General features: G+C 46.8%; 13 protein-coding genes. 9 read left to right on the plus strand and 4 right to left on the minus strand.

The annotated features are described in order from the left end of the window. Window positions 1-61 precede the first annotated feature (61 nt). On the plus strand, window positions 62-982 hold the full coding sequence (locus ACFFUV_RS16395; protein WP_390194754.1) for a M14 family metallopeptidase: 921 nt from the start codon (window positions 62-64) through the stop codon (window positions 980-982). Here the strand turns inward: ACFFUV_RS16395 and ACFFUV_RS16400 are convergent. Further along, entirely contained in the window at window positions 976-1,779 is an 804-nt protein-coding gene (locus ACFFUV_RS16400) for an AraC family transcriptional regulator (RefSeq protein WP_390194756.1), read from the minus strand. The two genes, ACFFUV_RS16395 and ACFFUV_RS16400, sit on opposite strands and share 7 nt — an antisense overlap. A gap of 275 nt (window positions 1,780-2,054) precedes the next feature. Between ACFFUV_RS16400 and ACFFUV_RS16405 the strand changes: the two genes are divergently transcribed. Continuing rightward, on the plus strand, window positions 2,055-2,819 hold the full coding sequence (locus ACFFUV_RS16405; protein ID WP_390194758.1) for a DeoR/GlpR family transcriptional regulator: 765 nt from the start codon (window positions 2,055-2,057) through the stop codon (window positions 2,817-2,819). Between the two features lie 111 nt (window positions 2,820-2,930). Here the strand turns inward: ACFFUV_RS16405 and ACFFUV_RS16410 are convergent, their stop codons facing one another. Beyond that, a complete protein-coding gene (locus ACFFUV_RS16410) occupies window positions 2,931-4,751 on the minus strand; it encodes an MOSC N-terminal beta barrel domain-containing protein (protein WP_390194760.1) in 1,821 nt (606 codons plus the stop codon). Window positions 4,752-4,948: 197 nt separating this feature from the next. Here ACFFUV_RS16410 and ACFFUV_RS16415 point away from each other — a divergent pair, with 197 nt between their 5' ends. Together ACFFUV_RS16415 and pyrC are read left to right on the plus strand one after the other, a co-directional pair. Next, window positions 4,949-5,110, plus strand: a complete 162-nt coding sequence (locus ACFFUV_RS16415) for a YqaE/Pmp3 family membrane protein (protein ID WP_390194762.1) — start codon at window positions 4,949-4,951, stop codon at window positions 5,108-5,110. Window positions 5,111-5,259: 149 nt separating this feature from the next. Next, complete coding sequence (gene pyrC, locus ACFFUV_RS16420) at window positions 5,260-6,291, plus strand: dihydroorotase (protein WP_390194764.1); 1,032 nt, start codon at window positions 5,260-5,262, stop codon at window positions 6,289-6,291. 77 nt (window positions 6,292-6,368) lie between these two features. On the opposite strand, the gene ACFFUV_RS16425 is transcribed toward pyrC, so the two are convergent. Beyond that, window positions 6,369-6,569 (minus strand): restriction endonuclease subunit S domain-containing protein, encoded by a 201-nt coding sequence (locus ACFFUV_RS16425; protein ID WP_390194766.1) that lies wholly within the window; start codon window positions 6,567-6,569, stop codon window positions 6,369-6,371. A gap of 87 nt (window positions 6,570-6,656) precedes the next feature. Next, window positions 6,657-8,573 (minus strand): methyl-accepting chemotaxis protein, encoded by a 1,917-nt coding sequence (locus ACFFUV_RS16430; protein ID WP_390194768.1) that lies wholly within the window; start codon window positions 8,571-8,573, stop codon window positions 6,657-6,659. Window positions 8,574-8,996: 423 nt separating this feature from the next. Here ACFFUV_RS16430 and ACFFUV_RS16435 point away from each other — a divergent pair, with 423 nt between their 5' ends. From ACFFUV_RS16435 to ACFFUV_RS16455, 5 genes are all read left to right on the plus strand, one after another. Next, window positions 8,997-9,953, plus strand: a complete 957-nt coding sequence (locus ACFFUV_RS16435) for an AAA family ATPase (protein ID WP_390194770.1) — start codon at window positions 8,997-8,999, stop codon at window positions 9,951-9,953. A gap of 16 nt (window positions 9,954-9,969) precedes the next feature. Next, a complete protein-coding gene (locus ACFFUV_RS16440) occupies window positions 9,970-10,911 on the plus strand; it encodes a DUF58 domain-containing protein (protein WP_390194772.1) in 942 nt (313 codons plus the stop codon). Window positions 10,912-10,917: 6 nt separating this feature from the next. Continuing rightward, a complete protein-coding gene (locus ACFFUV_RS16445; RefSeq protein WP_390194774.1) occupies window positions 10,918-11,391 on the plus strand; it encodes a DUF4381 domain-containing protein in 474 nt (157 codons plus the stop codon). Further along, window positions 11,384-12,352, plus strand: a complete 969-nt coding sequence (locus ACFFUV_RS16450; protein WP_390194776.1) for a vWA domain-containing protein — start codon at window positions 11,384-11,386, stop codon at window positions 12,350-12,352. The genes ACFFUV_RS16445 and ACFFUV_RS16450 overlap by 8 nt, the downstream gene beginning before the upstream one ends. Further along, window positions 12,345-13,683 (plus strand): vWA domain-containing protein (locus tag ACFFUV_RS16455; RefSeq protein WP_390194778.1); only part of this gene is annotated, 1,339 nt, incomplete at its 3' end. The genes ACFFUV_RS16450 and ACFFUV_RS16455, both read left to right, overlap by 8 nt.

Below are 13,683 nucleotides of genomic sequence, written 5' to 3' on the forward strand. Positions count from 1 at the left end.
ACTCCATTAAGCCACGTTTTATTCTTTTGTTCCTCAAGAACAACAGTAAAAGAGTCACTTTATGACCATCGAACGTTTTTATCCTATTGGTACTCCAGGCCAACCTTGGGGTCACACTGAGCGCGAGCAGTGGCGTGCACAAACGCGTATCCAACGTGATTACCAGCAGCAAGTCGTCAGTAAGATTAATGCATTAACCGATCGCTTTGACGTCGAGCAATATGGCGCACTTTCTTATGATCCAGAGCACTACCCTTTACTGTGTATAAAAACGAAACATTGGGACGAGACCAAGCCCATTGTGCTTATTACTGGAGGCGTTCATGGTTACGAGACCAGCGGCGTTCACGGCGCGCTGCTCTTTTTAGAAACCAAGGCGCAGCGCTATGAGACACATTTTAATTTTGTGGTTGCCCCTTGCGTTAGCCCATGGGGATACGAAATTATCAACCGTTGGAACCCACTGGCACTTGATCCTAACCGCTCTTTTTACGCAAACTCTCCAGCCGAAGAATCTCGCCACCTTATGGCGCTTGTCGCCAGCATTCAGGCCCCTATTTTGGCGCACTTTGATTTGCATGAAACAACGGACAGCGATGAACAAGAGTTTCGTCCTGCGCTTGCGGCAAGAGATGGCATCAACTTCGAACCAGGCACCATACCCGATGGTTTTTATACAGTAGGCGATAGCGAAAAACCGGTCGCAGACTTTCAAACTGCGATCATTAATGCTGTGCGTCAGGTTACGCACATTGCCCCTGCCGATGATAACCAGCAAATTATCGGCTCTGACGTGGTCCAGGAAGGCGTAATTAACTACCCAATGAAAATGCTTGGTCTGTGCGGCGGAATCACGGATTGCCAATATGGCACCACGACGGAAGTCTATCCAGACAGCCCCAAAGTCACAAACGATGAATGTAATCGCGCCCAAGTTGCCGCAATTACCGGTGGATTAGATTACATCCTTGACCATCAATAAGCACTTGGCGAAAAGAGCTTGTTCTTATATTGCTCCGGGGTTTGCCCGGAGTATTTCTTAAACATGGCAATAAACGGACTCGCTTGGTGATACCCAAGCGTTAGAGCAACCTCTTTAACAGAATGCCCACTTCTTAATAATTCCATTGAGTACAGATAGCGCACACGCAGCCGCCACTCGGTAAAACTCATACCCAAGTCAGATTGACAGTATCGCGCCAGCGTTCGTTCCGTGGTATGCACTTTTTCAGCCCATGCACTAAGGCTGGTATTGTCTGTTGGGTTCTCTTCCACCAGCGCCAAAATAGGCGCCAAATACTTATTATTACTGGTTGGTAAAAAGTGATGCTCCGCTTCGCGCGTTGCCAGTTGATCTAGGAGCACTTGCATCAGCCGTTTATCTTGGGAAGATTGAGCAACACTCATATTTCGCTGTCGAAAATCCTCAATGATCGCCGAAACAATAGGCGTCACTGAAATAAGGCTCGTGGTATCCGGGAATGATGCTGTGAGATGCTCAGCGATATTCAGCGAACAGTAAGACAGCGGTTTACGGTTAAAACTGGTGTGCTCGGTGCCTGCGGGAACCCAAATAGCCAAATGCGGCGGCGCGAGGAATCGCGTCTGCTGCGCTTGCATCTCTAAAATTCCACCGCTGATGAGTTGAACTTGTCCCCATGGATGGCTATGCAACCTTGTTTCAGTGTTAGAGAGAAACGCCTCAAAATTCATAAAGATATCTGCTGGCGCTTCTTCAATCGAAAGCTTTGGATGAAGATGTTTTGCGGATTTACGCACGAAAAGCTCCTGTTGAGATTGCCGCTATGTCTTTTTAGCAATGGATAGCACCAAACTGAAAAACTATCCTAGCCTGAGCAATGGAATAACACAACGCCGATGACAACCGCCAGATTCGATAAATTGCACATTCACCACGACAAATGCGCTTTTTTGCGCGCTTTATGTGAATATCACCATGAAACAAACACAAAACTGGCTAAATACGAAAGCTTAAATTGAATTCACTTGGAGAAACCGTAGACTAAAGCCAGATTTTGAATGGGGAACCAATCGTGAAAGCCATTAAGCGTCACAAAGAGATTATTGAATTAGTTCAAACACATGGGTTTGTTAGCACCGAGGATTTAGTCGAGCGTTTTGATGTCAGCCCACAAACGATTCGTCGTGATTTAAATGAATTGGCAGAAGCCAACAAGTTGCGCCGAAATCATGGTGGAGCCACGATTGCATCCAGTTCAGAAAACTCGTCCTATCACACGCGTCAAGTCTCCCAGCAAAGTGAAAAGCAAGCCATCGCCGAAACCTTAGCCCAGCAAATCCCAGATGGCGCGACCTTGTTTATTGATATTGGTACCACCCCTGAAGCCGTCGCCCATGCGTTGGTAAAACAGCATCATAACTTACGCATCGTGACTAATAACATCAATGTTGCCACCATCATGATGGCAAAAGCGGATTTCAATGTCATTCTGGCAGGCGGGGAAGTTCGTAATAAGGATGGCGGAGTGACCGGCGAAGCCACACTTGATTTTATCTCTCAATTTCGTCTTGATTTTGGCATATTGGGGATCAGTGGTATCGACTTTGATGGATCATTACTCGACTTTGACTATCATGAAGTTCGAGTCAAACGCGCGATCATCGAAAACAGTCGCTGCGTATTTTTGCCCGTTGACCACAGTAAGTTTGGCCGTAATGCGATGATAAAACTCGGCTCGATGTCTGACATCGATTTGATTATTACTGATCAAGCTCCGCCAAAAGAAATTGCTCAGTTCGCGAAAGATAACGAAATTACCATTCAAGTTGCCCAGTAAATCGACCACTTAGATTCTCGACTACTTGAGTTCGAGAGGCATTAGGGGTTGGTAGAGATTAAAAAGCCGAGATCCATCGTTCTCGACTTTTTGATATGCGCATCCAAAACATTACACGCTAACCACTTCAATGTCTGATTGCGGAACGCAGCAACAGGCCAACACCGTCTGTTCATCGCATCCATGCATTGCTGGCACATCCGGCTGCTCAATATCGCCGCTTTCCACTCGCACTTGGCATGAACCACATAAACCTGCGCGGCAGCTATTGGCAATCGCAACCCCAGCGTTTTCGGCTTGTTCAAGAAGCGTGGACTGGTTATCCCCTTGAAATACTTCCCCATTGACACTCAACGTAAGCGCTTTAAATGGCTGAGGCTGGGTGCGCGCCACCCCAAACGCCTCTTGATGATATTGCTCTTCTGGTAGCCCTTTCTTCAGCATGAGGTTCTTCGCTTTGGCCATAAAACCTTCTGGGCCGCACACAAAAACTTGCCTGTGCTCCAAATCTTTAATCTGCTTGATATGAGAAAGCGAAATGCGTCCTTTTAAACCAAACCAATCAACAGGCGCCTGAGTTAAACAAATCAATACCTTAAGACCTGAATGTTGGCGTTTAAGCTCATCAAGTTCGGCAAGACAAGGGATGTCTTCCACTGAGCGGCATTGATGATAAAACACCACATCATCCATTTGTTTGTGGTCTGAAAGGTATCGAAGCATTGATAGCATCGGCGTCACCCCGCTGCCAGCGGACAGTAACAACAAAGGTTGGTTATGATGATGAGATGCAAGATGGAATGTGCCATTCGGCTGCTCAGCCATCAGTACATCACCGACATGCAGGTTATCTTGCAGCCAATTAGAGACTTCGCCACCATTAATGCGCTTTACCGAAATCGCGACGCGCCCGGGCCTTGAAGGGCTCGATGACAAAGTATAGTAACGGCTGATTTTTTGATTCCCGACTTGAAGCTGAATAGGTAAGTGTTGGCCAGGTTGATATGAAAATGCAGGCGCATTCGGGTCTGGCTCAAGCCAAAACGTCACAAAATCACGGGCAATGTCTTCGCGCTCAACACAGGTAAACTGATGACGTACTGGGCTGTTATCGGCGTAGACTTCTGGCGCTTTATACTCCAGCACTTCCACCCTATCGCCAGCACGGATCATGCCTTCGTTTTTAGCCACTAAGTTTTGTCCAAAGAATACACCGCCGGCTTCATTCGCACGAAATTGTGATAATGTTGCGAGCGGCTCTTTGCTCGCCCGAAACTCGCCTTTTTCAACATCAACGGTGGTTAAAATACAACGCTCACAGGGTTTGACTGACTCAAACTCCACCTCACCGATTCGAATTCGCTTCCAGCGGTCTTCTTCAAATGGTTCGGTATTCGACACCACCAAGTTGGTACGGAACTGATCCATCGAATGCACTTGTGAACTGCGGCGATTCAATTCTTCTAATGAAGCCTCGCCAATCACCAATACAGGGTATCCATCAGCAAAACTGACATTGTGGCCAACTTTTTCACGCACACGGTTCGATTGCGCCCCGCAATACAGCAGCGTCACACGCTGACCGAGAACATCACTAAACCACGCATTCGCTTCTGCTGTGGTTTGGTAAGCGGTAAATTGATCCGACCATACTTGGGCATCATGCTCTTGCATCGAAAAATCACAATAGCGCAGATGAAGTGCCGGCTTGCCTTGCGCACTAAACGTCACGCCATCCGCGGTTAGCGCAGTTTTCACTAATACCATTTGCGGATACTCACGCGCTGTCACCATCGCGCCATCAGGCAGTGCGATTAAAAATCGGCGATCAAAACTCAAGCCTTGTTTTTCAACCCAAGAGGATGACATGGCGATACCGCCGATGGATTTGGCTGGGTAAATATTAATTTTAGACAGATTGGGAGATGACATTCGCTTACCTACTTCCATGAAATATGCCGAACACAGACCTTACTTAGTGTATTAAAACATCAATACACGCTAAGGTTTTCTAATAATTAAGTTTTTGCAGAGACTTGACTCAGCGAGCTTGAACCATACACCGATGAACTCAATACTTAAATGCCGAATTATCGACAACCGTCAAAAAGTAACCGAAAGGAGTTTAAATGAATAAACTGATTTTGATTCTGCTGTGCGTTTTTGTTCCGCCTCTCGGTGTATTAGTTGACCGAGGGTTGGGTAAAGACTTTCTTATCAATCTGATTCTTACGCTGATTTTCTTCTTCCCGGGAATGATTCACGCGCTGTGGATCACACTCAAAACATAAATCGCTATTTCCCGACCAATGAAACAAAAATAGGATGAAATGACATACCTTTTGCTCTATCATCCTGTCGCCTATACGTAAGCGTTTGCGCACCTTGCTGCGCTTACGTTAGGCTTCAATCCAGTTTTATTTATTTGGTGGGAGCTACAATGACAACTTTAACGATTACTCGTCCTGATGATTGGCACGTTCACTTACGCGATGGCGATGTTCTTCAACATACCGTAAAAGACATCAGCCGCTACAACGGACGGGGGTTAATCATGCCAAACACAGTTCCTCCAGTAACGACGACGGAAATGGCTCGTGATTACCATCAGCGTATTAGCCAGCATCTCGCGCCTCAAAGCACCTTCCAACCTCTGATGTCACTTTACCTCACCGACAACACCTCCCCTGAAGAAATTCGTAAAGCCAAAGCCTCTGGTCTGGTTGTCGCCGCAAAATTGTACCCTGCCGGCGCCACAACCAACTCAGATTCTGGTGTGACTTCCGCTCAAAATATCTATCCGGTATTGCAGGCGATGCAAGAAGAAGGGATGTTACTGCTTATTCACGGTGAAGTGACCACGCACGATGTGGATATTTTTGACCGAGAAAAACATTTTCTCGATACAGTGCTCGCACCTATCGTCAATGACTTTCCAAACCTAAAAATCGTACTTGAGCACATTACCACCGCCGATGCGGTGGAATTTGTCAACAAGGCCAATGACAACGTCGCAGCAACCATTACCGCTCACCATCTTCTTTACAACCGAAATCATATGCTTGTTGGGGGAATCAAACCTCACTTTTACTGCTTACCCATTTTAAAGCGTAATAGTCACCAACAAGCCTTAATTGCAGCGGCGACCAGTGGCAGCAAAAAATTCTTTCTAGGAACAGACTCCGCGCCACATGCCAAGGATAAAAAAGAGAATGCGTGTGGCTGCGCAGGCTCTTACACAGCGCATGCAGCACTAGAGCTCTACGCTGAAGTCTTCGCCGAGCAGGATAAACTGGCTAATTTAGAAGCATTCGCCAGCCATAACGGCCCTGATTTTTATAACTTGCCACGCAACAGTGATACCGTCACCCTAAGACAAGAAAGCTGGGCCGTTCCCGGAGTGATGCCATTTGGCGATGATAATGTCGTGCCGATTCGAGCCGGTGAAGAGATTTATTGGACCGTCAAATAATCAATTCGACACAGCCATAAACGTAAAAAAGCCGCTTCATCAACAAGCGGCTTTTCCTTATCAAGAGATGGATTCATTTAATGAATTGGCGCATCCGTTTTGGCGTAGAACTTACCAAAGTAATGCTCAAGAATTTCGGGCGTCAATTTACCCTCTTCTTCCAGCTTCTTAAGCTCAGCGGCGATCGCTTTTTGCTCTTCCATTGAGGGCAGTTTTACCTCTGGCTCTTCTGTTGCCTCTTGCGACATGGCTTCTAGGTCTTTCTCAAAATCACTCATGCTCGACTTACCTTTAAATCATAAAAAAACTGGCGCTAAGTGTACCCATTTAGCGCCAGTTATGCCAGTTAACGAACTCTGTAGAAATTAGAGTTTAAAACTTCCGACCATACGGTCCAAGCGTACGGAAAGCTCTTTAAGCTCAAGACTTGCCTGCGCCAGTTCTTCCGCCGTTTCCGTCGTCGTTTGGTTGATCAGGTTAATCTCTTCGATATTTTCATTAATCACATGCACCACGGTTGACTGTTCTTCAGTTGCGGTTGCCACTTGCGTGTTACGATCGGAAATATCGTGAATGCGCTCAGAGATACTCAGAAGCACTTGAACTGCTTCATCAGAAGCCTCGACCCCTTCATGGGTAATCGTGATCCCCAACTCCATCGCTTTCACGGCATCGGTCGCGTCGGTTTGAAGTTGGTTGATCATCTTCTGGATTTCATCGGTTGATGAAGCGGTACGACTGGCCAAGTTGCGAACCTCATCGGCCACAACAGCAAAGCCACGACCTTGCTCACCTGCGCGCGCCGCTTCGATAGCAGCATTCAACGCTAACAGGTTGGTTTGGTCGGAAATATCACGAATCACATCCAGTATCGAACCAATTTCTTGCGTCGTCGAAGCGAGCTGTGTCACCACCTGCCCGGTATTCTCAATATCTGCGGCCAAGCGACCAATCGCATCTTTGGCGGTGTTAACCACCGTTTGGCCATTGGTACTACTTTGAGACGCTTCGTTCGCTGTTTCGGCCGCCGTTGCTGCGTTAGAGGCAATTTCACTGATTGTCGCCCCCATTTCGTTGACCGCCGTCACCACTTGAATGGTTTGGTCTCGTTGAGTTTGGCTATTATCGTGAGTCCGAGTTGCCTTAGACGACACCCCATCCGCTGCAGATTGCAACGCATTACTGGTTTCGGCTACTTCTTTCATCGACTGATGAATTTTTTCAATAAAGCCATTAAACCCGGCTGAAAGTTGCGCGATTTCATCTTGCCCTTCAACCTCAATTCGCTGTGATAAATCACCATCCCCTTTACCAAGATCAGAGAATCGAGCCGCCAGTGCCTTGATGGGTTTGGTAATACTGTTGGCGAGGAAAATGCCCATCAGAATGAATAGCGCCGCAACAACAATCGTAATGATCATCATTTGTTGCCCAACCGCATCTAAATCCGCGAATACTTCTTTAACAGGCACAACACCAATTACAAACCAGTCCATTGTTGGAATGTACTGGCTCGCCACGAACACGTCTTGACCATTAAAGTCACTGCGAATCATGTTAAATGACGACTTATTCAACAGCTTAGAGACATTGTTACCATACAAGCTTGAGAGCGTACTCTTCACTTTGTCTTTTTGACTGTGAATTTGGACGTTACCCGCGGCATCGGCAAGGAAAACAAAGCCTGTTTTTTCGATTTTAAACCCGTTCAGTAACGCCACCATGTCATCCATTGACTTGGAGACGCCCGATAAGCTAAAGCCATTAACGTCTTGGAAATTGGCGAACATTTTCACTTCACCGCTCGGCTCTTGGAACATGCTCACCATGGTCGCATCACCTGATTGGGTAAATCCAAAAAACCACCCATCTTGACTACGGTTGAGTTCTCGCAAGAAGCCTTTTTGGTTCCAGTAGTAAGCGGTTTGACGGTTCGCAACCGACGCATCGTTCAACTTATATTGGTCACGAACATTATTCAGCTGTTGCACCAATTTTGCTTCTGCGCTGGAATCAATCTGTTTGGTTTCAATGACGTCTTTAATGAATTCATTGTTCGCTAATTGCTGAGCCGCAAGTAGCAACTGATTGACCTGGTTGTCGATATCGTTTTCGATCTGCTCAAGCATCGATGGTAATTGAATGTTCACCAAACGATATTCAAGAACTTCTCTGGCCGTTCTTTGGGCCATCAAACCAACAATCACTGTCGATGCTAATACCGCAAATGTGATCCCCGCGACCACTTTTTGCTTAATACTGAAAGAACTGAGTTTTGCCATTCATCGTGTCCTGATTAGGAAATATGTTTTGTTGTCGAGATTTATTGTCGGCTGCAAAATATATTACTTTACCGAACATTCGCCCTTTTTATACTAAAAGCAAACAAAGTAGAAATACTTTATGGCTATAAAATTACTTGAATATAAAACTAAAGGATTAAAAATAACGAGTTTCGTACCAAAAAAGGACATTAATTTTAAGAATAATTGACTGATATAAATCACGTTTTGCTAAATTGAACTGGGGAGAAAAACGGTGTAAGTTTAGTGACAAGGTCACCCGAAACTCACTAAGAGATCAAACCAGTCCAAAAACACTTAACTGACGAAATAATCATCAATTAAGTCAAAAAAATGAGACATAACGGAACTTTTCACCCTGCTTATCCACTAAAGCCAATAAAATCCGGGAGATAATCAGCAATGACGTCAACACTTCTTCAACAACTTGAAGAGTACTTAAACCATCAGGTTATAGGCCAAACGGAATTGGTAAAGCAATTGCTTGTCGCATTGCTTGCTGATGGGCATATTCTTGTTGAAGGGCCTCCAGGCTTAGCAAAAACTCGCGCTGTCAAATGCCTTGCTGATTGTATTGAAGGGGACTTTCACCGTATTCAATTTACGCCAGATTTGCTCCCTGCGGATCTCACCGGTACGGACATTTTCCGTCAAGAAACCGGGCAATTTGATTTCCAACCCGGCCCTATTTTTAACTCACTGATTCTGGCCGACGAAATCAACCGGGCGCCGGCCAAAGTTCAGGCGGCAATGTTAGAAGCCATGGCGGAAAAGCAAATTACCGCAGGTCGTAAAACTTACGCTTTGCCGACATTATTTCTTGTTATGGCCACGCAAAACCCGATTGAGCAAGAAGGCACCTATCCACTCCCAGAAGCACAACTCGATCGTTTCTTACTTCATCTGGATGTGAATTATCCAGATGCAGACAGTGAACTGGCTATTTTGCGTTTAAACCGTGGTGAAGCCAAAGGTGACAAGACATCAACGCCGCCGACCTTAAGCCAACAAGATATCTTTAGTGCGCGTCAAGAAGTCCTCAACATTCATATGGCGGACAGTATCGAGCAATATATTATCCGCTTAGTCATGGCGACACGCGAACCTAGACACTATGACGAGACGCTCGCGCAATGGATCAACCTCGGTGTCAGCCCGCGTGCCACGATCGCACTTGATCGCTGTGCCCGTGCCCATGCATCGCTGTCAGGGCGAGATTTTGTATCTCCTCAAGATGTACAAGCGATGGCCTTTCCCGTATTACGTCATCGTATTTTACTCAGTTACCAAGCCCAAGCCGAAGGCATTCACTCGAACCAAGTCATTAGCCGCTTACTGGCCTTAGTGGGCAGCGCATAACGCGGGCGTAACCTTGATGAAAACGGCTTATAATCAAACGTCATCACAACCATTACCAGATTACGCCAATGGCGTAACGTTAGGCTTGCAGGAACTGATGGTGTACAAACAGCAAGCGGTACGCTGGCTACCCCCTGCTAAAAGCTTATGGGCGACAGCACTTGGCCAACATCAGAGCCGTCAACTTGGTCGCGGAATGGATTTTGCGGAAGTGCGCCAGTACCAACCCGGAGATGATATTCGAACTATCGATTGGCGGGTCACCGCGAGAACGGGTAAGCCACATACCAAACTGTTCACCGAGGAAAGAGAAAAGCCGGTCGTCTTATATATCGACCTTAGCCGCAGCCTCTTTTTTGGCTCAACGTATTTGCTGAAATCGGTACAACTTGGGCATATGGTAAGCCTAATTGCTTGGCTTTCTTTGGCGCAAAAAGATCGTATTGGTGCAGTGATTGATACGGGCGCTGCACTGATTGAACTGCGTCCTAGTAACCGAATGCAAGGCCCACTCGGTATTCTTCAGCAACTCATCGACCACCACAATCAACTGCTGACAGCCCCAGTGGACTCGCCAACAGTCAGCTTTACTCGCGCGTTAGAAACATTAAGACGCTTGTGCTCCAAAGGCAGTGAAATCGTTATGCTCAGTGACTTTACCCGCTTTGAATCGCAGCATGACACGCTTATCGGGCAATTGCGCCAACACAACCGCGTGCGTATGGTCCAGTTTTGGGATCCGCTGGAGCAAGGTAACACTGAATTTCGCGGCATAGAACAAGTTTCAGACCGTTCAACCACGCAATGGTTAGACTTCGCTTCAAAACAAACACGAACAGTATTGGCTAATAGCTTTCAAGCGCGACAAGACGCGTTAAAATCGACAGCGTTATCACATGGAGTGTCTTTTTCATCCATCTCCAGTGCTAAGCCCCTATTACAACAATTATTCGGATAACGTCGAATGACAGAAAATCAAAATGAATCGCTATTACCGCTTAAATCCCTGCATCTACCGGAAATGCCGTCATGGTTTCCGCTTGCTTGGGGATGGTGGGCATCACTTGCAGCAGTATTGATCGCCGTCCTTTTGGTCTGGCTATTTATTCGCTGGCGCGTCAAGCGCATGGCACCAAAGAAAACCGCATTAAGAATGCTGGCCAACACCAAGGAGCCATCGAGCGCAATAGAATTGTTACGCCAAGCCGCGCTATGTTATTACCCAAGAGAAGACATGGCGGCGTTAACTGGCAAACCTTGGTATGTTTTTTTGGACCGACAAATCGGTAAAACGTTGTTTGAACGCAATCAAGAACGCTGGCAACAAGCGCTTTACTCGCGAGAGCCAATTGAAGATGCTCAAGAACTCGTAGAACACTGCGTTTACTGGGTCGAAAACGCACTACCCCCCCAAAAAGGAGGAGTACGACGTGGCTGATATCGAGTTCGTTTGGTGGTGGATGATTTTTGCTTTGCCGCTACCAATCGCGATATACAAATTGCTACCGCCCAGCCAACAACGATCGCCGATTTACCTCCCCTCTCTGCCTGAGAGCGGAGGCGGTCACCAACCAAAACAACTGACAGCCAAAATCCTGAGCGTCTTAATTTGGCTATGTTTAGTACTTGCTGCGATGCGTCCGGTCTGGTTTGGAGAGCCCATTATCGCTCAGCCCAAACACCGTGACCTGATGTTGGTCGTCGATTTATCGTCATCCATGTCGACCGAGGATATGCGTCAAGATGATGAGTTTATCGACCGTCTGAGCGCAGTAAAACACGTACTCAGTCACTTTATTGACCAGCGCCAAGGTGACCGGCTGGGTCTGGTGCTATTTGCTGACCATGCGTATTTACAGACGCCGTTAACCCTAGATCGACAAACCATACGTCAACAACTCAATCGCACCATTTTGCGTTTAATCGGTAACCGAACCGCCATTGGTGAAGGTATCGGTTTAGCCACTAAGACCTTTATTGATAGTGACGCGCCCCAGAGGGTGATGATTTTACTCAGTGATGGAACCAACACCGCTGGTGTACTCGATCCTATCGAAGCCGCTAAGATTGCAAAAAAATATCATGCGACCATCTATACCGTAGGTGTCGGTGCCGGTGAAATGGAAGTCGACGGGTTATTTATGCGCCGTACAGTAAATACAGCGCAGGACCTTGACGAAAAGACGCTCACCGAGATTGCAAATATCACTGGCGGCCAGTATTTTCGCGCCCGTAATAGCCAAGAATTGGCAGAAATTTACCAAACCATTAATGATTTGGAACCGGTGAGTGTTGCCGACCAAACTTGGCGACCACAAACCGAATGGTTTGGCTTACCACTCGCTCTGGCACTGATGCTTTCTGTTATCCTCACCCTATTTAGGAGGAATCATGTTTGAATTTACTTTCCTCTATCCGTGGGCTCTTATTTCACTGATTCCCTTAGCGCTAGTCGTTCTATGGATCAAGCTTCGTCCTCGTCAACACAGCCTGATCGCGCCGCATATCGCTAAAGCGATTGGGATAGAAAACCGCCAGCATCAAAGCCAACTGCTATCTGGTATTACGCTATTCTGGCTGCTCGCTACCTTAGCGTTAGCAGGCCCAAGCTGGGAGCACGCCAAACGACCGAGTTATCAAAGCGGTCAAGCGCGAGTTTTAGTGATGGACATGTCACTATCGATGTATGCCACCGATTTAAAACCGAACCGATTAACCCAAGCTCGCTATAAAGCGATGGATCTTCTCAAGCAGTGGCGCGAGGGTAGTACCGGCCTAATTGCCTACGCCGCAGATGCCTATACAATCAGCCCGTTAACCAGCGATACACAGACCATCGTTAATCAGATCCCAAACCTGTCACCAGATATCATGCCCTACCCTGGCGCTAATGCCGGGCAAGGCGTAAAGTTGGCGATTGAAATGCTAAAAAATGCGGGGCTAGAGCGCGGTGATATCGTCTTGATGACGGATGATCTAGATAGCCAAGAGGTCAATGATATTCAGCAATTGCTCTCCAACGAACGGTGGCAATTGTCGATTTTGGGCGTTGGCACAGAGTCAGGCGCACCCATCGTGCAGCAAGATGGGTCATTACTGAAAGACAACCACAACAGTACAGTCATCGCGAAAGCCAACTTTGCTAATATGGGGCACCTAGCCCAGTCAGTAAACGGTATTTTTGTTCCGATTCAACTTGATAGTAAAGATATCAATACCATTACTCACTTCACTCAACACCTCTCCACTCACGCCAAGAAGAATCAAGATCAGAGCGTTGATGATGTCGTTAATAATGGTTATTGGCTAGTACTGTTACTGCTGCTGCCCGCTCTTGGACTATTTCGTAGAGGCCTCATTTTTACTCTTATTTGGCTGGCACTTCCACTTACGACACCCAATCAAGCCCAAGCAAGTGCATGGAAAAATCAAGACCAACAAGGGTATGAGCTGTTTAACGCGAAGCAATACAAGCAAGCGGAGCAAACATTTAAGAACCCCGAATGGAAAGGGATTGCCCAGTATAAAGCCGGGGAATTTGAGAAAGCGATTGAAAGCTTGCAAGGCATTGATACGCCTCGTGCACAATACAACCTCGGTAATGCATACGCACAAGCCAAACAGTTTCAGAAAGCCATTGATAGCTACAAACATGCCCTCAAGACACAACCAAACAATCAAGATGCACAACATAATCTTGAGATCGTGAAAAAAGCGTTAGAGCGCCAAC

Source organism: Vibrio olivae (genome assembly GCF_042428525.1).
Classification (GTDB): domain Bacteria; phylum Pseudomonadota; class Gammaproteobacteria; order Enterobacterales; family Vibrionaceae; genus Vibrio; species Vibrio olivae.

What these genes read in the sequence shown, in the direction of transcription:
- ACFFUV_RS16410 (WP_390194760.1), bottom strand. Translation starts at nt 4,751, where the DNA reads ATGTCATCTCCCAATCTGTCTAAAATTAATATTTACCCAGCCAAATCC.
- ACFFUV_RS16435 (WP_390194770.1), top strand. Translation starts at nt 8,997, where the DNA reads ATGACGTCAACACTTCTTCAACAACTTGAAGAGTACTTAAACCATCAG.
- pyrC (WP_390194764.1), top strand. Translation starts at nt 5,260, where the DNA reads ATGACAACTTTAACGATTACTCGTCCTGATGATTGGCACGTTCACTTA.
- ACFFUV_RS16425 (WP_390194766.1), bottom strand. Translation starts at nt 6,569, where the DNA reads ATGAGTGATTTTGAGAAAGACCTAGAAGCCATGTCGCAAGAGGCAACA.
- ACFFUV_RS16440 (WP_390194772.1), top strand. Translation starts at nt 9,970, where the DNA reads ATGAAAACGGCTTATAATCAAACGTCATCACAACCATTACCAGATTAC.
- ACFFUV_RS16395 (WP_390194754.1), top strand. Translation starts at nt 62, where the DNA reads ATGACCATCGAACGTTTTTATCCTATTGGTACTCCAGGCCAACCTTGG.
- ACFFUV_RS16445 (WP_390194774.1), top strand. Translation starts at nt 10,918, where the DNA reads ATGACAGAAAATCAAAATGAATCGCTATTACCGCTTAAATCCCTGCAT.
- ACFFUV_RS16415 (WP_390194762.1), top strand. Translation starts at nt 4,949, where the DNA reads ATGAATAAACTGATTTTGATTCTGCTGTGCGTTTTTGTTCCGCCTCTC.
- ACFFUV_RS16430 (WP_390194768.1), bottom strand. Translation starts at nt 8,573, where the DNA reads ATGGCAAAACTCAGTTCTTTCAGTATTAAGCAAAAAGTGGTCGCGGGG.